The organism is Streptomyces sp. SID4985, assembly GCF_009863025.1.
Classification (GTDB): Bacteria; Actinomycetota; Actinomycetes; order Streptomycetales; family Streptomycetaceae; genus Streptomyces.
In genome coordinates, this window is sequence record NZ_WWIR01000185.1 from 1 (window position 1) to 21,925 (window position 21,925).

The 21,925-nt window shown below is 71.8% G+C and carries 20 protein-coding genes, 1 tRNA gene and 1 pseudogene; 12 read left to right on the forward strand and 10 right to left on the reverse strand.

Annotation, left to right across the window (positions count from 1 at the left end):
• The 5 genes and pseudogenes from GTW40_RS07255 to GTW40_RS07275 all read left to right on the forward strand — a co-directional run.
• Nucleotides 1-523, forward strand: a pseudogene (locus tag GTW40_RS07255) (dTMP kinase); the annotation flags it as partial.
• 173 nt (nt 524-696) lie between these two features.
• On the forward strand, nt 697-1,902 hold the full coding sequence (locus GTW40_RS07260) for a DNA polymerase III subunit delta' (protein ID WP_161179331.1): 1,206 nt from the start codon (nt 697-699) through the stop codon (nt 1,900-1,902).
• A gap of 100 nt (nt 1,903-2,002) precedes the next feature.
• Nucleotides 2,003-3,640: an alpha/beta hydrolase gene (locus tag GTW40_RS07265; protein WP_161179332.1), complete on the forward strand. Its 1,638-nt coding sequence runs from the start codon at nt 2,003-2,005 to the stop codon at nt 3,638-3,640.
• A gap of 103 nt (nt 3,641-3,743) precedes the next feature.
• A tRNA-Thr gene (locus GTW40_RS07270) sits at nt 3,744-3,817 on the forward strand.
• Between the two features lie 478 nt (nt 3,818-4,295).
• A complete protein-coding gene (locus tag GTW40_RS07275; RefSeq protein WP_161179333.1) occupies nt 4,296-4,703 on the forward strand; it encodes a hypothetical protein in 408 nt (135 codons plus the stop codon).
• Between the two features lie 222 nt (nt 4,704-4,925).
• On the opposite strand, the gene GTW40_RS07280 is transcribed toward GTW40_RS07275, so the two are convergent.
• The gene (locus GTW40_RS07280) at nt 4,926-6,590 is read right to left on the reverse strand and encodes a bifunctional 3'-5' exonuclease/DNA polymerase (RefSeq protein WP_161179334.1); all 1,665 of its coding nucleotides are present in this window, start codon (nt 6,588-6,590) and stop codon (nt 4,926-4,928) included.
• Between the two features lie 73 nt (nt 6,591-6,663).
• Nucleotides 6,664-7,467, reverse strand: a complete 804-nt coding sequence (locus tag GTW40_RS07285) for a Clp protease N-terminal domain-containing protein (protein ID WP_161179335.1) — start codon at nt 7,465-7,467, stop codon at nt 6,664-6,666.
• Nucleotides 7,468-7,618: 151 nt separating this feature from the next.
• Here GTW40_RS07285 and GTW40_RS07290 point away from each other — a divergent pair, with 151 nt between their 5' ends.
• Nucleotides 7,619-8,734, forward strand: a complete 1,116-nt coding sequence (locus tag GTW40_RS07290) for a DUF2786 domain-containing protein (protein WP_343245626.1) — start codon at nt 7,619-7,621, stop codon at nt 8,732-8,734.
• Nucleotides 8,735-8,797: 63 nt separating this feature from the next.
• Here the strand turns inward: GTW40_RS07290 and GTW40_RS07295 are convergent, their stop codons facing one another.
• Both GTW40_RS07295 and GTW40_RS07300 read right to left on the reverse strand, forming a co-directional pair.
• Entirely contained in the window at nt 8,798-9,328 is a 531-nt protein-coding gene (locus tag GTW40_RS07295) for a DUF4232 domain-containing protein (RefSeq protein ID WP_161179336.1), read from the reverse strand.
• 180 nt (nt 9,329-9,508) lie between these two features.
• A complete protein-coding gene (locus tag GTW40_RS07300; protein ID WP_343245627.1) occupies nt 9,509-10,072 on the reverse strand; it encodes a hypothetical protein in 564 nt (187 codons plus the stop codon).
• 383 nt (nt 10,073-10,455) lie between these two features.
• Between GTW40_RS07300 and GTW40_RS07305 the strand changes: the two genes are divergently transcribed.
• On the forward strand, nt 10,456-10,725 hold the full coding sequence (locus tag GTW40_RS07305) for a DUF397 domain-containing protein (RefSeq protein WP_343245628.1): 270 nt from the start codon (nt 10,456-10,458) through the stop codon (nt 10,723-10,725).
• A 92-nt stretch (nt 10,726-10,817) separates the two neighbouring features.
• Here GTW40_RS07305 and GTW40_RS07310 read toward each other — a convergent pair whose 3' ends face one another.
• The gene (locus GTW40_RS07310; RefSeq protein ID WP_161179337.1) at nt 10,818-11,321 is read right to left on the reverse strand and encodes an ATP-binding protein; all 504 of its coding nucleotides are present in this window, start codon (nt 11,319-11,321) and stop codon (nt 10,818-10,820) included.
• Nucleotides 11,322-11,675: 354 nt separating this feature from the next.
• On the opposite strand from GTW40_RS07310, the gene GTW40_RS07315 reads away from it, so the two are divergent.
• The 3 genes from GTW40_RS07315 (at nt 11,676) to GTW40_RS07325 (ending at nt 14,750) form a co-directional block, all read left to right on the forward strand.
• Nucleotides 11,676-12,509, forward strand: a complete 834-nt coding sequence (locus tag GTW40_RS07315) for a helix-turn-helix transcriptional regulator (RefSeq protein WP_161179349.1) — start codon at nt 11,676-11,678, stop codon at nt 12,507-12,509.
• 115 nt (nt 12,510-12,624) lie between these two features.
• Complete coding sequence (locus GTW40_RS07320; RefSeq protein ID WP_161179338.1) at nt 12,625-14,085, forward strand: aldehyde dehydrogenase family protein; 1,461 nt, start codon at nt 12,625-12,627, stop codon at nt 14,083-14,085.
• A gap of 110 nt (nt 14,086-14,195) precedes the next feature.
• A complete protein-coding gene (locus GTW40_RS07325; protein ID WP_161179339.1) occupies nt 14,196-14,750 on the forward strand; it encodes a DinB family protein in 555 nt (184 codons plus the stop codon).
• 55 nt (nt 14,751-14,805) lie between these two features.
• Here the strand turns inward: GTW40_RS07325 and GTW40_RS07330 are convergent, their stop codons facing one another.
• Both GTW40_RS07330 and GTW40_RS07335 read right to left on the reverse strand, forming a co-directional pair.
• Entirely contained in the window at nt 14,806-16,212 is a 1,407-nt protein-coding gene (locus GTW40_RS07330; RefSeq protein ID WP_161179340.1) for a glutamate decarboxylase, read from the reverse strand.
• Between the two features lie 23 nt (nt 16,213-16,235).
• Nucleotides 16,236-17,519: an ion channel protein gene (locus GTW40_RS07335; RefSeq protein WP_161179341.1), complete on the reverse strand. Its 1,284-nt coding sequence runs from the start codon at nt 17,517-17,519 to the stop codon at nt 16,236-16,238.
• Between the two features lie 120 nt (nt 17,520-17,639).
• Between GTW40_RS07335 and GTW40_RS07340 the strand changes: the two genes are divergently transcribed.
• Nucleotides 17,640-18,428 carry a MerR family transcriptional regulator gene (locus GTW40_RS07340; RefSeq protein WP_161179342.1) on the forward strand — a complete coding sequence of 263 codons (789 nt, stop codon included), beginning with the start codon at nt 17,640-17,642 and terminating at the stop codon, nt 18,426-18,428.
• Nucleotides 18,429-18,467: 39 nt separating this feature from the next.
• On the opposite strand, the gene GTW40_RS07345 is transcribed toward GTW40_RS07340, so the two are convergent.
• Nucleotides 18,468-18,833, reverse strand: coding sequence for a YbjQ family protein (locus GTW40_RS07345; protein ID WP_161149100.1), 366 nt, complete (start codon nt 18,831-18,833; stop codon nt 18,468-18,470).
• 141 nt (nt 18,834-18,974) lie between these two features.
• Between GTW40_RS07345 and GTW40_RS07350 the strand changes: the two genes are divergently transcribed.
• Complete coding sequence (locus GTW40_RS07350) at nt 18,975-19,994, forward strand: VTT domain-containing protein (protein ID WP_161179343.1); 1,020 nt, start codon at nt 18,975-18,977, stop codon at nt 19,992-19,994.
• 26 nt (nt 19,995-20,020) lie between these two features.
• On the opposite strand, the gene GTW40_RS07355 is transcribed toward GTW40_RS07350, so the two are convergent.
• Together GTW40_RS07355 and GTW40_RS07360 are read right to left on the reverse strand one after the other, a co-directional pair.
• A complete protein-coding gene (locus GTW40_RS07355) occupies nt 20,021-21,673 on the reverse strand; it encodes a threonine/serine exporter family protein (protein ID WP_161179344.1) in 1,653 nt (550 codons plus the stop codon).
• 120 nt (nt 21,674-21,793) lie between these two features.
• A partial coding sequence (locus tag GTW40_RS07360; protein WP_161179345.1) for an inorganic diphosphatase occupies nt 21,794-21,925 on the reverse strand: 132 nt, incomplete at its 5' end.

Genomic DNA, 21,925 nt, shown 5'->3' on the forward strand with positions numbered 1-21,925 from the left:
GGCGACGACCATGCCGACCCCCGTGATCTCGCTGAACAAGGACGACGCGCCGCGCCCCGCGCCCCGCGCCGTGGACGAGACGGTCCCGACCCCGGTCATCAGGCCGGACGCCGACCGCACGGCCCTGCTCCCGCCGGTGCGCGACGAGCACCGCGAGTCCGAGGTGACGGCCGAGGTGCCGCTGCCCCCGGCGGGCGCCACGGACGAGACGGCCGTACTGCCCCAGGTGCCGGCCGACGAGACCGCCGTACTGCCGCCCGTGCGCGGCGACGGCCGGGCGAGCCGGGTGCCCTCCGGCTACTTCCGCGACGAGCGGACCGGCGGTTCCGACGACAGCACCCGCGAGATGCCCCAGCTCGACGCCGACGGCCGCCCCCGCCGCCCGCGCCCCGACTGGGCCGAGGAGACCCCGCTGGACGACCTGCCGTCGCTGGCGGACGAACTGCTCGGCTCGTACGACGAGCGCGAGTACGGGGCGCGTGACGAGGACGAGGACAGGCGGGGCCGCAACCGGCGCCGCTGAGCGGGACCGAGACAGGGGGGCGCCCCCGGAGCAGCACATACGGCTCCGGGGGCGCCCCTTTTCCGCTGCGTGCCCGGCGCCCGTTTTCGGCGTTGTCGGTGCTCCCCCGCACAATGGAGGCCGGGATACGCGCGGTGTGACGTGCGCGGTGTGACGGAAGGGCGGCGTGACCCATGACCGTATGGGACGACCTCGTCGGGCAGGAGAAGGTCGGCGCGGTGCTCGAGGGCGCCGCGCGGGACGCCGACGCGCTCGTCACGGCCGCCTCCGCCGCCGAGCCGCCGCCGGAGTCGTCGCGGATGACCCACGCCTGGCTGTTCACGGGTCCGCCCGGCGCGGGTCGCAACCAGGCGGCGCGGGCCTTCGCGGCCGCCCTCCAGTGCGTGAGCCCCGACCGCGCCCTCGGCGGCATGCCCGGCTGCGGCTTCTGCGACGGCTGCCACACCGCGCTGCTCGGCACCCACGCGGACGTGACCTCGGTGGCCGCCGTCGGCGCGGAGATCCTGGTCAGGGACATGCGCGACACGGTCCGCAAGTCCTTCACCGCCCCGGCGAACGGACGCTGGCAGATCATCCTCGTGGAGGACGCAGAGCGGCTGAACGAGAAGTCGGCCAACGCCGTCCTCAAGGCCGTCGAGGAGCCCGCCCCGCGCACGGTCTGGCTGCTGTGCGCGCCCTCCATCGAGGACGTGCTGCCCACGATCCGCTCCCGCTGCCGCCACCTGAACCTGCGCACGCCCCCCGTGGACGCCGTCGCCGACATGCTCGTCCGCCGCGACGGCATCGAGCCCGAGGTCGCCGCGGCCGCCGCCCGCGCCACCCAGGGGCACGTCGACCGGGCCCGGCGCCTGGCCACCGACCCGGCGGCCCGCGAGCGCCGTGCCGCCGTGCTCAAGTTGCCGCTGCGCCTGAGCGAGGTCGGCGCCTGTCTGAAGGCCGCCCAGGAGCTGGTCGACGCGGCCGCCGAGGACGCCAAGCAGCTGGCCGAGGAGATGGACGGCAAGGAGTCCGAGGAGCTGAAGGCGGCGCTCGGCGCGGTCCAGGGCGGCCGTATGCCGCGCGGCACGGCGGGCGTCATGAAGGACCTGGAGGACATGCAGAAGCGCCGCCGTACCCGTACGCAGCGCGACAGCCTCGACGTGGCCCTCGGCGACCTCACCGGCTTCTACCGCGACGTCCTCGCCCTCCAGCTCGGCTCCCGTATCGCGCTCGCCAACACCGACGCCGAGGACGCGCTCGACCGCATCGCCCGCTCCAGCTCCCCGGAGTCCACGCTGCGCCGCATCGAGGCGATCGCCGCGTGCCGTACGGCCCTGGACCGCAACGTGGCCCCGCTGCTGGCGGTGGAGGCGATGACGATGGCGCTGCGGGCGGGGTGAGCGGGGGCCGGGTCCTGGTGCCGCACGCCCGCCATACCCCGTACGAGGCATGTACCGTGCACAACGTGTCCGCTCCGTCGCGCAGGGTTACGCTCGCCTGATGCAGACCGAGCCTTCTCCGCGCCGGTACTCCCGGACGCTGTCCCCGGGGTCGCGCGCGCCCCGTACCGCAGGCACCCGTGCCCGCGCCACCGCGGCTCTCCTCGCGGCCGCCGCGCTGCTGCTGACCGCCTGCTCGGCCACCGGCCCGACCGACGCCTCGGCCGCCGCGACGGTCCAGGGCGCGGTGCTGCCCCCGCTGCCGAAGGCGACCCCGGCCGCGCTCGCGCCGTACTACTCCCAGCGGCTGAGCTGGCGCGCGTGCGGTGCCGCCGGTTTCCAGTGCGCGACCTTCAAGGCGCCGCTCGACTACGACAAGCCCGGCTCCGGTGACGTCAAGCTCGCCGTCGTCCGCAAGAAGGCCACCGGCAAGGCCAAGCCGCTCGGCTCCCTGCTGGTGAACCCGGGCGGCCCGGGCGGCTCGGCGATCAACTACCTCCAGCAGTACGCGGCGCTCGGCTACCCGGCCGAGGTCCGCGCCCGGTACGACATGGTCGGCATGGACCCGCGCGGGGTCGGCCGCAGCGATCCGGTCAAGTGTCTCGACGGCCGCCAGATGGACGCCTTCACCGAGACGGACCTGACCCCCGACAGCCCGAAGGAGACGGACGCGCTGGTCGCGGCGGACCGGGGGTTCGCGGAGAGCTGCGGCGCGCACTCGGCGCGGCTGCTGCGGCACGTCTCCACCGTCGAGGCGGCCCGTGACATGGACATCCTGCGCGCCCTGCTCGGCGACCGGAAGCTCAACTACGTCGGCGCCTCGTACGGCACGCTCCTCGGCGCGACCTACGCCGGGCTGTTCCCGCAGCGCACCGGCCGCCTGGTGCTGGACGGCGCGATCGACCCCACCCTGGACGCCCGCCAGGTGAACCTGGACCAGACGGCCGGCTTCGAGACGGCTTTCCAGGCGTTCTCGCGGGACTGCGTGAAGCAGACCGACTGCCCGCTGAACAGCAAGGACCACACCCCGGACCAGGTCGGACAGCGCCTGCAGGCGTTCTTCCGGGAGCTCGACGCCCACCCGATCCCGGCGGGCGACGCGGACGGCCGCGAGCTGGGCGAGCCGCTGGCGACCATCGGCGTGGTCGCGGCGATGTACGACCAGGGCCTCTGGGAGCAGCTGCGCGAGGCCCTCAAGTCGGCCATGGACGAGCACGACGGCGCGGGCCTGCTGGCCCTCGCCGACATCTACTACGAGCGCGACGCCAAGGGCCACTACAGCAACCTGATGATGGCCAACGCGGCCGTGAACTGCCTGGACCTCCCGCCCGCCTTCTCCGGCCCGGACCAGGTGCGCCAAGCCCTTCCGGCGTTCCGCAAGGCCTCCCCGGTCTTCGGCACCAGCCTCGCCTGGGCCTCCCTGAACTGCACCTACTGGCCGGTCAGGGCCATCGGCACCCCCCACCGCATCGAGGCCAAGGGCGCCGCCCCCATCGTGGTCGTGGGCACCACCCGCGACCCCGCCACCCCCTACCGCTGGGCCCGGTCCCTCTCCCGCCAGCTCGCCTCGGGCCGCCTCCTGACCTACGACGGCGACGGCCACACCGCCTACGGCCGCGGCAGCACCTGCGTCGACACCGCGATCGACACCTACCTCCTCAAGGGCACCCCGCCCACCCAGGGCAAGCGCTGCACCTGACCCCACCGCACCGGCCCCCTCCCACCAGGGGGCCGGTACGACCACTCCGCGAACCTGTGTAGACTTACCGACGTTGCCGAGCACTCCGGTGCCCACGCAGCACGCCGCTTTAGCTCAGATGGCCAGAGCAACGCACTCGTAATGCGTAGGTCTCGGGTTCGAATCCCGAAAGCGGCTCACTCTGGAACCCCAGGTCGGATGTCCTCCGGCCTGGGGTTTCTTCGTTCGCCGGAGGTGGTGACGCCGCGTGCCTCGGGCCGCACGGGTGTCGAGCGCGCCACCCCCGGCTCGTCGAGGATCGTGCCGGCCGTGCGGCGGTCCGTCGTGCCGAAGGTCGAGCGGGCGCCCGTCCGGCCGTGAGCAGATCACGTGCTGTTCTGCCGCACATGGGAATGTTGAATTTGAGAGTAAAGCGTGCGGTCATTGGGAAATGGTGCGCCGCTTTTGAGGTTCGGGTGATCTGTTTCCCGGAACCTCAAATTCACCTCAGAACCCTGTGGATTTTGATCACCCTCGCAGAAAATCCTTGACAGAGGTCACCGTTGTGCTGGTAGAAATTCCTTGCGACTTGAGCCGCTGTGACCAGGCTCTGGGATGACCGAAAACAAAAGGGGAAACTGTGGTAAGCAAATGGACGAGTCGAATCGCGGCCGCTTTGGCCGCCCCCGTTATCGCGATTGGCTTCAGCGGCGCGGCCTCGGCTTCCGACCACTCTGTAACGCTGACCAATTCGAAGGTCAACTGTCCTGGGTCCATTGGCGGGCCGCACGACGTCGCGTATCTCTACTTCGTCGACAGCAGCGACACCTTCCGCCTCTGGGACTCGTGCGCTGACGGGCACGGCGTCCGGTCCCAGATCCAAGGGGCCGACATCATCGACGGCTCCTGGGTCACCATGAAGCCCGGCACCCATTACGTCGGCGGAGACGGCGTCTCCACCCAGTTCAAGATCCCGGGCGGCGTGCCCCTCGGGTCCGCATTCCGCATGCGGGTGTGCACGGTCGACGGAGCGAGCGACCCGACGCCTGTCGCGTGCTCGGGCTGGAAGAGCCTGGCCGGCTGAAGAAGGAACACCCGCGGTTTCAGGGGGAACAGGTCGAAGCTCCGTTGGAGCGACAGGGCGGCGAGCCCATTCGCGAACAGCGGAGCTTCGGCTCTCTTCAGGGATTCCCCGCAGGGATATTTTTCAGCTCTCGCGACTCGCGAAAGCGGCGTGGTTGATAAACCCCAGGTCGATGTCGGCCCGGGGTTTCCTGCTGTTCGGGTCGCCGCCGGTCGGAGCCGCTCACTTCGCGTCCGCATAGCACTCCACCACCGCCGTCGTGAACGAGAAGTGGACCGGGGTGTCGCCGAAGGTGAGCCGGGCCGCGAGGGCCGAGGCGTCGTGGATGGCCTGGATCACCTGGTCCGTCTCCTCCGCCGGGCAGTGGACGATCACCTCGTCGTGCTGGAAGAAGACCAGTTCGGCGGAGAGGGAGGCGCAGGTCCGGCGGAGGGCGGCCAGGAGGAGAAGGGTCCAGTCGGCCGCGCTGCCCTGGACGACGAAGTTGCGGGTGAAGCGGCCCCGGGCGCGGGCGCCGCCGCCGTCGGGGGCGGGGGAGTCGTCCAGGGCCAGGGGGATGCCCGCCTCCTCCGCCGCGTCCGGGGTCGCGGTGGCGGGCGGGCAGGTGCGGCCGAGCCAGGTGCGGACCAGGCGGCCTTCCTCGCCCGCGCGGGCGGCGTCGTCCACGTAGGCCACGGCCGCCGGAAAGCGGCGGCGCAGGGCGGCGAGGTTCTTCAGGCCGTCGCCCGAGGTCTGGCCGTACATCGCGCCGAGCACCGCGAGCTTGGCCTGTTCGCGGTTGCCGGAGAAGGCGCGCTCGGAGACGGACTGGTAGAGGTCGCTCTCGCGGGAGGCCACCTCCATGAGGGCCGGGTCGCGGGAGATCGCCGCGAGGACCCGGGGTTCCATCTGGTCCGCGTCGGCCACCACCAGCCGCCAGCCCGGGTCGGCCACCGCCGCGCGCCGGATCACCTTGGGGATCTGCAGCGCGCCCCCGCCGTTCGTCACCCACCGGCCGGTGACCGTGCCTCCGGCCTGGAACTCGGGCCGGAAGCGGCCGTCACGCACCCAGTCGCGCAGCCAGGACCAGCCGTGCGCGACCCAGATGCGGTACAGCCGCTTGTACTCCAACAGCGGCTCCACCGCCGGGTGGTCCACGGAGCGCAGCTCCCAGCGGCGGGTGGAGGTGACCTTGATGCCCGCCTTCGCGAACGCCTTGACCACGTCGGCGGGCAGGTCGGGGCGCACCCGGTGACCGAACGCCGTCGAGATCTCGTCCGCCAGCTCCGCGAGCCGGCGCGGCTCGCCCCCGCCCGCGTACCGCTCGCCGAGCAGGTCGCGCAGCACCTCACGGTGGACCTCGGCGCTCCAGGGCAGTCCCGCGCGGTTCATCTCGGCGGCCACCAGCATCCCGGCCGACTCGGCCGTGGTCAGCAGGCGCATCCGGTCGGGGTGGGCGGTGCGGTCGTGTCTTCGGTGCTGGTCGGCGTAGACCTCCAGGAGGTCCTGGAGCGGCATGCGCGCGGCCGCCGGTTCGAAGAGGGGCGACTGCGAGCCCCGGTCCGCCGGGCGCTGCGGCGGGTCGGGCGGCACGGGGCCGCCCCGGAGGCGGGCCAGGGCGGCGGCGGCCGAGCGCGGCTCGCCGTGTCGGCCCTCGTGGCCCAGCAGGAGTGTCTCGGCGTCCTCGATGTCGTAGCACCGCTCGACTCGCACCCCCGTGGCGAGCAGTCGCGGGTAGACCTCGGCGGTCGACCTCCACACCCAGCGCGTCACCTCCGGGCGGCTCCGCACCGCCTCCGCGAGATCGCTCTCGCGACGCACCGGACCGGCGGGCAGCCCGTCCGGACCGAGGGGGGCGACGTCCACGCCACCGTCCTCGGCCGAAGCGAGCGCCCACCGGTCGGCCATGTACGTGAGTGTGTCAGGGGGGTCTGACAATCGGGTTGACCTGCGGATTCACGGCAGGGGCGGGGGTCTCGGATCAGCCCCGCGCCGCGTCTCCCGCCGCGTCCCCCTCCACGTCGTCCGGATGCACCGGCGGCGCCCCGGCCGCCGCTGCCTGCTTCCGCTGCTCCAGGAGCGCCGCCAGCACCCCGTTCACGTACTGCTCGCTCGCGTCCTTGGTGATGCCGAGCCCGCTGAGGACGCCCGCGCCGTTCTCGTGCTCCAGCAGGGCGAGCAGGATGTGCTCGGTGCCGATGTAGTTGTGGCCGAGGCGGAGCGCCTCGCGGAAGGTCAGCTCCAGGACCTTCTTGGCGGCGGGGCCGTAGGGGACGAGGTCGGGGACGTCCTCGGCCTCCGGGGGGAGCGCGGCGGTCGCGGCCTGGCGTACGGCGTCCAGCGGGACGCCCTGCTCGGCGATCGCCTTCGCGGCCAGGCCCTCCGGCTCGGCCAGCAGGCCGAGGACCAGGTGCTCGGGGCGGCCCTCCGGGTTGCGGGCCGCGATGGACTCGTTGTGCGCGGCCATGACCACCGCCCGCGCGCGCGGGGTGTAGCGGCTGAAGCCCTGGCTCAGGTCGAGGTCCGCCGACTCCTTCGCGACGAACCGCTTCTGTGCCGCCTGCCGGGTCACGCCCATGCTCTTGCCGATGTCGGTCCAGGACGCGCCCGAGCGGCGGGCCTGATCGACGAAGTGGCCGATGAGGTGGTCGGCCACGTCTCCGAGGTGATCGGCGGCGATCACCGCGTCCTGGAGCTGGTCGAGGGGTTCGGGGTGCACCTTCTTGATGGCCGCGATGAGGTCGTCGAGGCGCACGGATGACGTGATGTTGGGGTTGGTCGCCATGTGTCAACCGTAAGTTGACACCTCTTCACTGTCAACCGATGGTTGACGCATGTTCGGGGGTGCGGCGGGTTTTCGGGCAGAGCCCGCACTTGTCCACAGGCTGTGGACAAGTTTTGGCGGACTGTCGGTCGGTCGTGGCACGATCGACGGCGTGACCAGCACTGCCAGCACCGTCGAGCGCGCCTTCCGGGCCGCCCTCTACGACGACACCGACTCCGGCCTCGACACCGGCGCGTCCCTGCTCGCCGCCGACCCCGCCGCCGACGCGGAACTCGACCGGCGCGGCGCGGAGTTCGTCGCCACGGCCTGGCGGCGCGGCTGGCAGCCCGCCGACGTCGTACGACTCGTACGGCGTGAGCTGGACGACCTCCACATACGGCTCGCGGCCACGCTGATCCGGGACCAGGCGGCCGACGACCGGGCGCGCGGGCACCGCTGGGCCGCGCAGCTGGACGCCCTTCGCGAGCAAGTGGCCGAGCCCGTGCGCGCAAGCGACCGGTTCTCGCACGCCACCGCCGTCCTGGAGCTGTACCGCCTGCTGCTGCGGCTGCCCGCCCTGGAGCCGCTGGAGGAACCCCGCCGGGCCGCGAGCCCGGAGGCGTCCCGCACCCTCGGCCGTATCCGCGCCCTGCTCGCCAAGGCCGAGGCCACCACCTACCCGGAGGAGGCGGAGGCCCTGACCGCCAAGGCGCAGGAGCTGACGGCCCGGTACAGCGTGGACGAGGCGCTGCTCGCCGCCGCCGCGCCCGCGCCGGACGCGCCCGGTGCCTGCCGGATAGGGGTCGAGCCGCCGTACGAGCAGGCCAAGGCCGTGTTGCTGGACGCGGTCGCCCGTGCCAACCGCTGCCGCGCGGTGTGGAACGAACCGCTCGCCTTCTCCACCGTCGTCGGTTTCGAGGCGGACCTGGAAGCGGTCGAGCTGCTGTACACCTCACTGCTGGTGCAGGCCACGCACGCGATGGCGAAGGCCGAGGCGGCGCAGCGGGCGGGCGGACGCAAGCGGACCAAGACCTTCCGCCAGTCGTTCCTCGCGGCCTACGCCCATCGCGTCGGCGACCGGCTCGCGGCGGCCGCCGAGACCCAGGTCACCCAGGACCTGCTGCCGGTACTGGCCACCCGGGACATAGCCGTCACCGACCGGATGGAGCGCATGTTCCCGGAGACCACCACGACCCGGCTGCGCGGCGTCAGCGACGCGGCCGGGTGGACGGAGGGCGCCCGCGCGGCGGACGAGGCCCAGGTACGGGCCCGGCGCCGACTGGACTGACGGAGGGAGGGCCGACCGAGGGCGGACTGAGGCCCACCTAGGAGCAGTGGGCCCTACGGCTGCTCAGTCCCCGGCCTGCTGGAAGGCGCTGACGGACGCGTCCGGGGTGGTCTTGCCGGCCTTCGCCGCGACCGTGCCGTACTTCCACGGGAAGCTCTGCGGCTCGCCGCCGCCCGGCAGCGTGATCTCCATGGTGGCCGCCTTCGCGCCCTTCGCGTCCGCGCCGCGCACGTAGTCGATGGTGAAGGTGGCCGAGTCGCCCTTGGCGAGCTTCAGCTTCTGCGCCGTCGCGCCCTCCTGGACGGGCAGCTTCTCCGTGTGGCCGTCCTGGTGGAGGGTGACGCCGGGGAAGTGGTCCAGGGTGCAGGGCGCGCTCTGGTTGGTGATGCTCACCGGCACCTGGCCGCTGTCCCCGGTGGCGGGGGCGACGCTCGCGGAGCCGACCTGCAGCGAGACCGAACCGGCCGCGCAGGACGCGCCGGCCTTGCTCTCGGCGCCGCTCGCCCCGCTTGACCCGCTTGTGCCGCCGTTGTCGCAGGCGGTCAGGGCGAGAGCGGCGGCGAGGGCGGTGAGGGTGAGCGGAATGACGCGCATGAACTGGTCCCATCGAGGGTCGTGACGGTATCCCCGCATCATCGCCCCTGCGCGCGCCGCCCGAGCACGCGCCCCGGCGGATTCACCGCTTCAGGCAGGATTCCGGGCGGCGCCGGGCGCGCGGCGTCCGGACCACGTATGGACCGCCCCGGCTGTCCCGACGCCGATGGACTCTCCCGGCTATCCCAACGCCGAAGGCAGCCCCGAGGGCAGACCCGACGGCAGCCCAGAAGGCAGCGTCCCGCCCTCCGCCTTCGTGTACGTCTCCTTCCCCGGCCCCCCGGACCAGGTGATCTTCAGCTCGTCCTTCGTCGCCGAGTCGACCATCCCCGTGCTCCGGTGGCCGGAGTCGCCCTTGCAGGTGAGGTGGATCATCCGCATGCCCGACTCCTCGCTCGCCGTGCCGCTGCACACCGCGCCGCCGGTCGCGAAGAGCCCCGCCTGCTTACCGGTGATCACCAGGGCCACGACCTTGCCGCCGCTGGTGGTGATCCAGCTGCCCTGGACCTCCGCGACGCCACCCTTGGCGGTGTCCCCGGCGCCGCCGGTCTCCGCCCCGCTCGCGGAGCCGGAAGCCGTGGGTGCCGCGCTCGCCGTGGGGGAGCTGTCCGGGGAGTCGTCCCCGCCGCCCCCACCGCACCCGGTCAGCACCAGCGCGCCGATCACCCCGGCCGCCGCGGCACCGATCCGTACCCGCGCCGTACCCGTTCCCCTGCCGCTCGCCGTAGCCGTAGCCCCAGTCACGTCACGCTCCCAAGCCGTAGCGGGTCGCCCGGGGCGGGAGCCCGCGGACCGCGCAGCAAGTTACCAGCCGTTACCCCTGAGCAGGCGGCCGGAATTGGCCGCTCGGGCGGGGGAACAGGAACGGCCCCGCGCGCGTCTCTTCCTGGTGCGTGAACAGGGCGGCATGTGCCGTCGTATCCCGGGCAGGCGGGGAAGGGCTTCGGTAAAGCGGTCGTCAAAGCTGTAATCGCGGGAACACCCCGCGTGCACGTGCATCTGCTCATTCATCTGCATGTGAACAGGGTTATGATCCGGGTCGGTTGACCGCAGCATCTACTGACCACAGCACCAATGACCACGGCCTTTGCGGCCACATCAGACAGTGCACCACCGGGGAGCGACCTGTGGACCACTACGTTGACAGCGTGTACGGGGGGTACGACGTGTACAACGGCATGGCTGCCACGCAGCTGGTCGGCGTGGCCTGGCAGAAGAGCAGGCACAGCAACTCCCAGGGCTCCTGCGTGGAGTTCGCGCGGCTGCCCGGCGGCGAGGTGGCCGTCCGCAACTCCCGCTTCCCGGACGGCCCCGCGCTCGTCTACACGCGTGCCGAGATCGAGGCCATGCTCCTCGGCATCAAGGACGGCGAGTTCGACCACCTGATCGCGAGCTGACAACCCGCCCGTGCGGCACGGGCGTTGGCAACGATGTCGGGACAGTGATGTCGGGACAACGATGTCGGGACGGTGAGCGCGCCGGGGCCCGCTCAGTCCGCCGACTCCGCCGGCGGCAGCAGGAACAGCGCCCACACCATCTTGCCGCTCAGCGCGCCCGCCAGCGGATGCCAGCCCCAGCCGTCCGCGAAGGAGTCCACGAGGGACAGCCCCCGGCCCGACTCGGCGGAGAAGTCGTCGGACTCGCGGGGCACCGGAGTGCCGTGGCTGGGGTCGCGCACCGCGCACACCAGCCGTCCCGTCCAGTGCATCAGATGCAGCCGCACCGGGGAGGAGTTGGGGCCCGGACAGTCGTCCTCGCCCGCGTCCGCCGCCTCACCGGGCAGTGCGTGCCGCAGCGCGTTGGTGACGAGTTCGGAGACGACGAGCGCGATGTCCTCGGCGCGCTCGCCCACGTCCCAGCGCTCCAGGGTGGCCCGGGTGAAGTGCCGGGCCTCGCGCACCGCTTCGTAGCGGGCGGGCAGCGCGCAGGAGGCGGCCTCGGAGACGGCGGTGGGGTCCAGTGGGGGAAGGCCCTGCCGTAACGGCTTGAGCATGGTCGATCCATTCGTTCCCATGCGAGGCACTCCCGGGAATTCGCGGTCGTTGCGATGCAGCGGTGGCGCGGCCCCATGGTTTCGGATGCGCACAGCAGATGCAAGGGCAGATGCACGTGCACGCGGCCGAATTGCGCCCGCGCGTACCGCTTCTTGGCCATTTTTTCCGCCATCTTGGCCCCAAGTTCCGTCCAGGACCGTGACCCTGGCATAGGAGAAACGGTTGACCTCTTTCCGTTTCTGTAACCGAACGAGTACTGCTCGAAGTGTTTTAGTGGCAGACTGCGGCATCTGAAGACGGTTGGGGAGGCTGGCGAAGTGAGCGCGGGAGAGCCCGGATCGGTGGTGCGGCGGATGCTGCTCGGCTCGCAACTCAGGCGGCTGCGTGAGGCGCGGGGCATCACGCGCGAGGCGGCGGGGTACTCGATCCGCGCCTCCGAGTCCAAGATCAGCCGGATGGAGCTCGGCCGCGTGAGCTTCAAGACCAGGGACGTGGAAGACCTGTTGACGCTCTACGGCGTCGACGCGGAGGCGGAGCGCGAGTCGCTGCTCTCCCTCGCCCGGGAGGCCAACGTGGCGGGCTGGTGGCACAGTTACACCGACGTCCTGCCCAGCTGGTTCCCCACCTACGTCGGCCTGGAGGGCGCCGCCCACCTCATCCGCGTCTACGAGGTCCAGTTCGTGCACGGCCTGCTCCAGACCGAGGAGTACGCGCGCGCGGTGGTCCGGCGCGGCATGAAGGGCGCGAGCACCGCCGACGTGGAGCGCCGGGTCGCGCTGCGCCTGGAGCGGCAGAAGCATCTGCTGGCCGACGACCCGGAGGGCGCCCCCGAGTTCCACATCGTCCTGGACGAGGCCGCGCTGCGCCGTCCGTACGGCGACCGCGAGGTGATGCGCGGCCAGCTCAGGCATCTGATCGAGGTCTCCGAGCGGCCCAACGTGCGGCTCCAGGTCATGCCGTTCGGCCTCGGCGGCCACTCCGGGGAGAGCGGCGCCTTCACCCTGCTCAGCTTCCCCGAGTCCGACCTGTCCGACGTGGTCTACGTCGAGCAGCTGACCAGCGCGCTCTATCTCGACAAGCGCGAGGACGTCATCCAGTACGAGCAGGCGCTCAAGGAGCTCCAGCAGGACAGCCCGGGACCGGCCGAGAGCCGTGACATCCTCCGGGGCATCCTTCAACTCACCTGACGCAAAGCGGTTGTTGAGGGGCCTGTGTGTCTCCGGGCCCCTTGGTGCGTCAGTACGATTGCCTGTGATCAGAACCCGGCGTGGCAGTGTCGTCCGCTAGCGAGTGAGGGATCACATGGCGTCCTATTTCAAGGAACTGGCCCAGCAGTACATCGACGGTGAATGGCGTACGGGGAGCGGCTCCTGGGACGTCATCGACTTCAACCCCTACGACGACGAGAAGCTGGCCGCGATCACCGTCGCCACCGTCGAGGAGGTCGACGACGCCTACCGTGCCGCCGAGCGCGCGCAGAAGAAGTGGGCCGAGACCAACGCCTATGCCCGCCGTGCGGTGTTCGAGCGGGCGCTCGCGCTGATCGAGGAGCGCGAGGAGGAGATCGCCGAGCTGATCGTCGCGGAACTCGGCGGCACCCGGGTGAAGGCGGGCTTCGAGCTGCACCTCGCCAAGGAGTTCCTGCGCGAGTCGATCCACCTGGCGCTGCGCCCCGAGGGCAAGATCCTGCCCTCCCCGGCCGACGGCAAGGAGAACCGCGTCTACCGGGTGCCGGTGGGTGTCGTGGGCGTGATCAGCCCGTTCAACTTCCCCTTCCTGCTGTCGATCAAGTCGGTCGCCCCGGCGCTCGCGCTCGGCAACGGCGTCGTCCTCAAGCCGCACCAGAACACCCCGGTCACGGGCGGCACGCTGATCGCCAAGCTCTTCGAGGACGCGGGCCTGCCCGGCGGGCTGCTCAACGTCGTCATCACCGACATCGCGGAGATCGGGGACGCCTTCATCGAGCACCCGGTGCCCCGGGTCATCTCCTTCACCGGCTCCGACAAGACCGGCCGCCATGTGGCGACCGTCTGCGCGGCCCACTTCAAGCGCGCGGTGCTCGAACTCGGCGGCAACAGCGCCCTGGTGGTCCTGGACGACGCCGACCTCGACTACGCGGTGGACGCGGCGGTCTTCAGCCGGTTCGTGCACCAGGGCCAGGTGTGCATGGCGGCCAACCGGGTGCTCGTGGACCGCTCGGTCGCCGACGAGTTCACCGAGAAGTTCGTCGCCAAGGTCCGCTCGCTGCCGGTGGGCGACCCGCGCGACCCCGGCACCGTCATCGGCCCGGTCATCAACTCCACCCAGGCCAAAGCTCTTTCGGCGGTCGTCGAGCAGGCCCTCGCCGAGGGCGGCACCGCCCTGGTACGCGGCAGCGTCGAGGGCAACCTGGTCGCGCCCAGCGTGCTCACCGCCCTGCCCGAGGGCTCGGCCCTGCTGCGCCAGGAGGTCTTCGGCCCCGTCGTCTTCCTGGTGCCGTTCGACGGCGAGGAGGAGGCGGTACGGATCGTCAACGACACGCCGTACGGCCTCAGCGGCGCGGTCCACACCGGGGACGTCGAGCGCGGTGTGGCCTTCGCGCAGCGGATCGACACCGGCATGTTCCACGTGAACGACGGCACCGTGCACGACGAGCCGCTGGTGCCGTTCGGCGGCGAGAAGCACTCGGGCCTCGGCCGGCTGAACGGCGAGACGACCCTGGAGGCGTTCACCACCACCAAGTGGATCTCGGTCCAGCACGGACGCAGCGCCTTCCCCTTCTGAGGCCCGCCGATACGTCACCGCACCACGGACCATCGAGGACAGGATCTGACCTCGATGGTCCGTAGCGTCTTCCTCGTCAGGGCAACGGACCCGGAGAAGGGCGGACGACCATGGTCACGCACGTACGAGCCGAAGCGCGGGGCGACGAGCGCGGGGCACTCCTCGCGTTCCTGGAGGAGCAGCGCGGCGGCATCCGCCGGGCGGTGCTGGGGCTGACCGAGGAGCAGGCCCGCTCCCGGCCGAGTGCGAGCGAGCTGTCGCTCGGCGGACTGCTCAAGCACGTCGTGGAGATGGAGCGGACCTGGATCGCCCGCGCCCGCCAGGAGCCGCCCGCGGTCCACCGGGACGAGTCCAACTGGCACGAGTGCTTCCAGCTGGTGGGGGACGAGACGGTCGCCTCCCAGCTCGCCCTGTGGGAGGAGGCCGCCGCCGACACGGAGAAGCTGATCCGCTCCGCGCCGAGCCTGGACGACACCTTCCCGCTGCCCGAGGCCCCCTGGTTCCCGCCGGACGAGCGGGTCTCGCTGCGCTGGGTGTGTCTGCACCTGATCCGCGAGACGGCCCGGCACGCCGGCCACGCCGACGTCATCCGCGAGTCGCTCGACGGCAAGACCGCCTTCGAGCTGGTGGCGCTGGAACGGCAGCGGAGCGAACAGGCCGGGTGACCGGCCGGGCGGCACCCGGCCCGCGCCGCCCCTGCGTCAGTGGGGGAACCCGCCGTCAGTGGTGGAACCCCGTCACCGCCCCCTTGTCCGCCGACGACGGCCGCTCCTGCCGCCGCAGCGCGGGCAGCGCGCGGGCCAGGTCGGCCAGGAACAGGTCCGCCAGGTCGTGGGAGAAGCCGTTGCGGCAGACCACCCGCAGCACCGCCAGGTCCTCCCGGTCGGGCGGGAAGGTGTACGCCGGGACCAGCCAGCCGTGCTCGCGCATCCGCCGGGAGACGTCGAACACGTCGTACGACGTGACGTGGTCGGCGGTGGTGAACGCGAACGCGGGCAGCTGGTCGCCCCGGGTGAGGAGGCGGAAGTCGCCCAACGCCTCGACGCGGTCGGCCAGATGGCGGGCCACGTCGCGGGTGGACTGCTGGACGGCGCGGTACCCCTCGCGGCCCAGGCGCAGGAACATGTAGTACTGCGCGACCACCTGCGCGCCGGGCCGGGAGAAGTTGAGCGCGAAGGTGGGCATCTCGCCGCCGAGGTAGTTCACCCGGAAGACCAGCTCCTCCGGCAGCGCCTCGGAGTCGCGCCACAGGGCCCAGCCGACGCCGGGGTAGACCAGCCCGTACTTGTGGCCCGAGGTGTTGATGGAGGCCACGCGCGGCAGGCGGAAGTCCCAGACCAGACCGGGGTCGAGGAAGGGGGCGATCATGCCGCCGGAGGCGCCGTCGACATGGACCGGGATGTCGAGCCCGGTGCGTTCCTGGAGGGCGTCGAGTTCGGCGCACAGCTCGGCTATCGGCTCGTAGGAGCCGTCGAAGGTGGAGCCGAGGATGCCCACGACCCCGATGGTGTTCTCGTCGCACAGCTCGGCCGCCTCGCGCGGGTCGAGGTGGAAGCGGTCGCCCCTCATGGGCACCGTCCGCGGCTCGACCTCCCAGAAGTCGCAGAACTTCTCCCAGCACACCTGGACGTTGACGCCCATCACGAGATTGGGCCGGGCCCCCGGGTAGCGGTCGGCGTTCCGCTTGGACCAGCGGCGCTTGAGCGCCATGCCCGCGAGCATCCCGGCCTCGCTGGAGCCGGTGGTCGAACAGCCCACGACCGCCGAGGGGTCGGGCGCGTTCCACAGCTCGGCCAGCATGGCCACACAGCGCCGCTCCAGCTCGGCGGTGCGCGGGTACTCGTCCTTGTCGACCATGTTCTTGTCGGCGCACTCGGCCATCAGCACCCCGGCCTGCGGCTCCATCCAGGTGGTGACGAAGGTGGCGAGGTTCAGGCGCGCGTTGCCGTCGAGCATCAGCTCGTCGTGCACCAGCTGGTAGGCGGTGGTGGGCGGCAGCGGGGAGTCCGGCAGGCGGTGCGTGGGCGGCGCCTCGGTCATGCCGCTGACGGGGTTGGCCTCGCCGAAGAACGGGTTGACCGACACCTTCCGCTCGTCGCGCTTGCCGGAACCTTTGTGCAGAGCCATCGTCATGCCTCCATACGGGGGATTCAGCGGACCGGGGTGCCGTCCGCGTGGAGCTGCATCTGCGGCCGCCCGGTCACCAGCAGCCAGGCCGGCAGCGAGGCGATGCACAGCAGGGCGAAGATGGTGGGCGAGGCCACCAGGACGGCGGCCGTGAACAGGCTCACCCAGCCCTGCCGGGTGATGGCCAGGAGCATTCCCAGCACGCCGGAGGCCACGCCCAGCGAGGGCTGCACCGCCGGGACGAGCGCGTGCGCGCACAGGCCCACCGCGGCCCCCACGAACACGGCCGGGAAGATGCGCCCGCCCCGGAAGCCGGACGACGCGGCGACGACCAGCGCGGCCGCCTTCACCACCGCCAGCACGGCGTACTGCCCGGCCGTGCGGCCGTCCGGGTCACGGGCCAGCTCGCCGACCTCGGTCAGCCCCTTGAACAGCGTCAGATGACCGCCCGCCGCCGCGAGCGCGCCGAGCACCACGCCGCCCGCCGGGAGCATCAGCATCGGGTGCCGCAGCCGCCCGAAGACCCGGTGGACGTACGGGAAGACGTACACGGCGCACAGGCCGAGCAGCGCCGCCGCCGAGGCCACCGCCATCGCGGCCGGTACGTCGGCCCAGCCGGGGCGGCCGAAGGGCGGCAGGCCGAGGTCGAAGCTCGGCTCGGCCACCAGGGTCGTCGTCATGGCGCCGAACGCGGCGGCCGTCAGCGGCGCGAAGAGGTTGTCCCAGAGCCGTCCGGGCAGCGGGCGCGCGGTCAGCGCCTCGGAGATGACCAGCGCCGCCGCCACCGGCGTGCCGAACAGCGCCCCGATCGTGCCCGCCTCGGCCAGCGTGGGCCACAGCGCGCCCGGCGTCCTTGGCAGGAAGCGGCTGCCCAACCACATGGCGAGGCCGACGTTCACGGCGATGATCGGGTTCTCCGGGCCCAGGCTCGGCCCGCCGGCCAGCATCAGCGCGGTCGCCACCACCAGCCCGGGCAGCACCACCGGGGGCAGCACGGGGGCGTCGAGGCCGAGGGTGGCCGGGTCGGGACCGGCGTGGCCCGGCACGAGCCAGACCACGAGACCGACCGCGACACCCGTCCCGACCAGCATGACGAACATCCACGCCACCGAGTACCGGCCGATGCCCAGCGCGTCCGGCAGCGGCCCCCACAGCACGTGCTGGAGCCGCTCCGCCGCCGTGCTCACCCCGACGAAGATCAGACTCGCGACCACCCCCACCAGCACGGCGGGCAGGATCAGCGGGAGCAGGGCACGCGCCGGAGCCGGAAAGGTCGGGCGCGGCTGCCGCGCGGTGTCCTGGGCCACGGGCACACGATAAGCGGATCAAGCGGACATGACATCCCGAACGGAAACGGCTTGCACCTCACGCGGCGTGAGGCACGAGCGTGTTCCCCGGGCGGTGACGTGCGAGGACGGGAGCGGGACGTGGGGTACTCCACAGGGCAGGTCGCGGGGTTCGCCGGGGTCACCGTGCGGGCCCTGCACCACTGGGACGAGATCGGACTGCTGGTCCCCGGCGAGCGCACCCACGCGGGGCACCGGCGCTACACCGACGCCGATCTCGACCGGCTCCAGCGCATCCTCTTCTACCGGGAACTCGGCTTCCCCCTGGACGAGGTCGCCGTCCTGCTCGACGACCCCGACGCGGACCCGCGCACACACCTGCGTCGGCAGCACGAGCTGCTCACCGCCCGGATCGAGAAGCTGCGGCAGATGGCCGCGGCCGTGGAACACGCCATGGAGGCACGCAGGATGGGCATCGACCTCACCCCGGAGGAACGGTTCGAGGTGTTCGGGGACAAGGACCCCGAGAGTTACGCCGAGGAGGCGGAACAGCGCTGGGGCGGCACCGAGGCGTACGCCGAGTCGCGGCGCCGAGCCGCCCGCTACACCAAGGACGACTGGAAGCGCATGAAGGCCGAGGTGGACGACTGGTCCGCCCGCTACGCCGCCCTCATGGCGGCCGACGAGCCGCCCACGAGCGCGGCCGCGCTCACCATGGCCGAGGAGCACCGCCTCCACATCGACCGCTGGTTCTACCCCTGCCCGCCCGCCATGCACCGCTGCCTGGGCGAGATGTACGTCGCCGACGAGCGCTTCAGGGCGTACTACGACTCGATGCGCCCGGGCCTCGCCGAGCACCTGTACGCGGCGATCACCGCGAACGCGGAGCGGCGGGAGCGGGAGGACGCGGCGGAGGGCGCGGGGGAGTAGGCCGTACGGATCACCGGTCCCGCCGGTCCTGGCCCGGTGTCACTCCCGGGCCAGGACCACCGCCGTGCCGTACGCGCACACCTCGGTGCCGAGGTCGGCGGCCTCGGTCACGTCGAAGCGGAACGCCACGACCGCGTTGGCACCCCGCGCGCGTGCCTGCTCCACCAGCCGCTCCATGGCCTGGTTGCGGGTCTGCACCAGCGTCTTGGTGAGCCCCTTGAGCTCGCCGCCGATCATCGACTTGAGCCCGGCGCCGATCTGGCTGCCCAGATGCCGCGACCTGACGGTGAGGCCGAAGACCTCGCCGAGCACGCGCTCCACCCGGCGTCCGGGCACGTCGTTCGCCGTCACGACCAGTACGTCCGGCTCGGGCCCCTGGCCGCCGCCGTAGTCATCGAGTCCCATGACCCACAGCTTTGCCCCAGTCGCCCCACAGTGCATTCTGGGACCACCGGTGGAACCTGAGCCGGTCACGACGCGTTGATAGCTTTGTGCGGCCGCACATGACGCCACAGCCGCCCTCACCCCTCAGGAGCCCGGACCGTTATGACTCTCGCACTGGGCCCGAGCTGGCTCGATCCCGGAAACCTGCTCGACACGTACGGCATCTGGGGCCTGCTGCTCATCGTCTTCGCGGAGTCGGGTCTGCTCATCGGGTTCTTCCTGCCCGGTGACTCGCTGCTGTTCACCTGCGGTCTGCTGATCACCTCCGGGGACATGGACTTCCCGCTGTGGGGTGCCATCGCCCTGATCTGCCTCGCCGCGATCCTGGGCGACCAGGCGGGCTACATGTTCGGCAAGAAGGTCGGCCCGTCCCTCTTCAGCCGCCCGGACTCACGCCTGTTCAAGCAGGAGAACGTCCTCAAGGCGCACGAGTTCTTCGAGAAGCACGGCCCCAAGTCCCTGGTCCTGGCCCGCTTCGTGCCCGTGGTGCGCACGTTCACGCCGATCATCGCGGGCGTCAGCGGGATGAAGTACCGCTCCTTCCTGGTCTTCAACGTCATCGGCGGCGTCCTGTGGGGCGCGGGTGTGACGCTGCTCGGCTCGTGGCTGGGCAACATCCCGGTCGTCAAGGACAACATCGAGGCGATGCTCATCCTCATCGTCCTCATCTCGGTCGTCCCGATCATCATCGAGTTCCTGCGCGCCCGCTCCAAGGACAAGAAGGCCCGCGCCGAGGAGCCCGAGCGGCCCGAGCACGTCCAGGACGCGCGGCAGCAGCCGTACCCGCAGCCCCCGGCCATGGACGACGCCACCACCCAGCTGCGCCGCATCGAGCCCGAGCCGCACGAGCAGCCCTACGAGCAGCCCCGCCACCCGGAGCAGCAGTACTGGCCGCAGGAGTACGGCCAGCAGCCGCAGCAGCCCCGGCCCGCGTACGGCAACCAGCCCAACCAGCCCTACGGCAACGGCGGTTACACCGACCAGGGCGGCAACGGCCCGTACTACGGCCAGCAGCAGCCCCAGCACCCCCAGCAGCAGCCGCAGTACGACGGCCAGGGCTACGGCGACCCCCAGCAGCAGTACCCCTACGGCTACGACCAGGGCGGCCACCGCGCCCCCTGACCGGTGCCGCGCGGCGGGCCGGGGCCTCAGAAGCCCCTGGTCCGCTTCGCCGCCCGGCGCTTGCCCGGCGAGCCGACCCGCAGGAACAGCCGGAAGAGTTCCGAACCGAGGTTGACCCCGATCGCGATGGCCATGGCGAGCGAGACCGCCTTGGCCAGCGACACAAGGCCCTTGTCGATCTCGTTCTGCGCGATGGACAGCAGCCCGAAGTAGGTCGCCGAACCGGGCAGCAGCGGACCGATCGCCGCCGTCGTGAACGGCAGCGCGGACGCGAACTGATACCGCGACATCAGCTGCCCGAACAGCCCCACCAGGCCCGCCGCCACGGCCGTCGACGCCACCGGCGAGAAGCCGCCGGTGATGTGCATCGCGCCGTACACCGACCAGGCCACACCGCCGTTGAGCGTCACCCACAGGACCGTCGCGCGCTCTTGCTGGAGCAGGATCGCGAAGGTGAACGACAGCACCATGGAGGCCGCGATCTGCAGCAGCGGCCGCTGCGAGATGTGCAGCGCGGTGTCCGGGTTCAGCCGGCCGCCGATCTGCACGCCGAAATACAGGACGGTCAGCACGCCGATGACGATGCCGACGAAGAAGTACATGACTTCCAGCAGGCGCGCGGACGCGGTGATGTAGAAGCCCGTCAGACCGTCCTGCACGCCCGCCACGAGCGCCCGTCCGGGCAGCAGCGCGAAGAGTCCACCGGTGACCACCGCCGACGCCTTCAGGTCCACGTGCGCAAGCGCGAACGCCACACCGATCGCGGCGGGCGGCATCGCGGCCACCGTGAACTGGTAGAACTCCGGCAGCCCGCGCCCCGCGCACAGCCACGCCAGCCGGTCGCCGAGCATCGCGCCGACCGCCGCCGCGACGAACACGATGACGTCACCGCCGACCAGCACGGAGGCCGCGCCCGCGAGCAGACCGCTCGCCAGGGTCAGCGCCCAGCCGGGGTAGGGGTGCCGGTTGCGCCGTATCTCCGCGAGACGGCCGTACGCCTCCTCCAGGGAGACATGCGCCTCGGCGTCCGTCAGATCGTCCACCAGGCGGAACACGGCCGCGAGCCGGGTGTAGTCGGTGCCGCGCCTGCGGACCGTGCGCGAGGCGGTGACCGGGTCCTCGACCAGGGACGGCTGGTAGGAGATCGACAGCAGAGTGAAGGTGACGGTCGGCTCGCAGCGGTCGAGGCCGTAGGAGCGGCACACCGCGAACATCGCGGCCTCCACGTCCTCGGCGCCCTCGCCGCCCGCGAGCAGCAACTCGCCGATGCGCAGGGTCAGGTCGAGCACGCGCGGAACCGCCGGGCCGTCCTCCTCGGCGCGCGCCATCGGCTCCAGCGCCGGGCGGTCGGCCACCGGCATCCGGAGCATGGTGCGCATCCGGTCCTGCCACGGGGCGTCCGTGATCAGGGTGAGCATCGGGACGCCGGTCGCCGGGGTGAAGGCGGGCGGGGCGTGCTTCGCGCTGTAGGTGTGCGGGGTGTTGAACGCCGAGCCCTCCGGCTCCGGCGCGGGCGTCTGCGGGGTCTCCAGGCCCTTCGGCAGCGAGAACTCCGAGGTCGTCTCCGACTCGCTGCCCTTGGCTACGTCGAGCCCCTCCGGAATGGCGAACTCGGACGTGATCTCCGGGTCGTACCGCGCCTCGTCCGACCGGGGCTTGCGGTCCTCCGCCTCCGACACCTCACACCGCTTCCTGAACGACGCATTCCGTTAGGTTCAGTATGCGCATGATCACGCGAGCGGGCCGCGTCACCCCCTGCCGGGGTGACGCGGCCCGCTCGCGAGAAAAGACAGCCGGGGTCAGTGGCCGCCCTGCTCCTTGAGGCGCTTGTACGACCGCTCGATCTCCGCCTCGGCCTCCGTGCGGCCCACCCAGTTGGCACCCTCGACCGACTTGCCGGGCTCCAGGTCCTTGTAGACCTCGAAGAAGTG

Bases quoted from the DNA above. Each gene is read 5' to 3' on its own strand.
- GTW40_RS07315 (WP_161179349.1), top strand. From the start codon at position 11,676: ATGCTGCTCGGCTCGCAACTCAGGCGGCTGCGTGAGGCGCGGGGCATC.
- GTW40_RS07310 (WP_161179337.1), bottom strand. From the start codon at position 11,321: ATGCTCAAGCCGTTACGGCAGGGCCTTCCCCCACTGGACCCCACCGCC.
- GTW40_RS07330 (WP_161179340.1), bottom strand. From the start codon at position 16,212: ATGGCTCTGCACAAAGGTTCCGGCAAGCGCGACGAGCGGAAGGTGTCG.
- GTW40_RS07260 (WP_161179331.1), top strand. From the start codon at position 697: ATGACCGTATGGGACGACCTCGTCGGGCAGGAGAAGGTCGGCGCGGTG.
- GTW40_RS07345 (WP_161149100.1), bottom strand. From the start codon at position 18,833: ATGGGACTCGATGACTACGGCGGCGGCCAGGGGCCCGAGCCGGACGTA.
- GTW40_RS07280 (WP_161179334.1), bottom strand. From the start codon at position 6,590: ATGGCCGACCGGTGGGCGCTCGCTTCGGCCGAGGACGGTGGCGTGGAC.
- GTW40_RS07295 (WP_161179336.1), bottom strand. From the start codon at position 9,328: ATGCGCGTCATTCCGCTCACCCTCACCGCCCTCGCCGCCGCTCTCGCC.
- GTW40_RS07285 (WP_161179335.1), bottom strand. From the start codon at position 7,467: ATGGCGACCAACCCCAACATCACGTCATCCGTGCGCCTCGACGACCTC.
- GTW40_RS07350 (WP_161179343.1), top strand. From the start codon at position 18,975: ATGACTCTCGCACTGGGCCCGAGCTGGCTCGATCCCGGAAACCTGCTC.
- GTW40_RS07320 (WP_161179338.1), top strand. From the start codon at position 12,625: ATGGCGTCCTATTTCAAGGAACTGGCCCAGCAGTACATCGACGGTGAA.
- GTW40_RS07325 (WP_161179339.1), top strand. From the start codon at position 14,196: ATGGTCACGCACGTACGAGCCGAAGCGCGGGGCGACGAGCGCGGGGCA.
- GTW40_RS07265 (WP_161179332.1), top strand. From the start codon at position 2,003: ATGCAGACCGAGCCTTCTCCGCGCCGGTACTCCCGGACGCTGTCCCCG.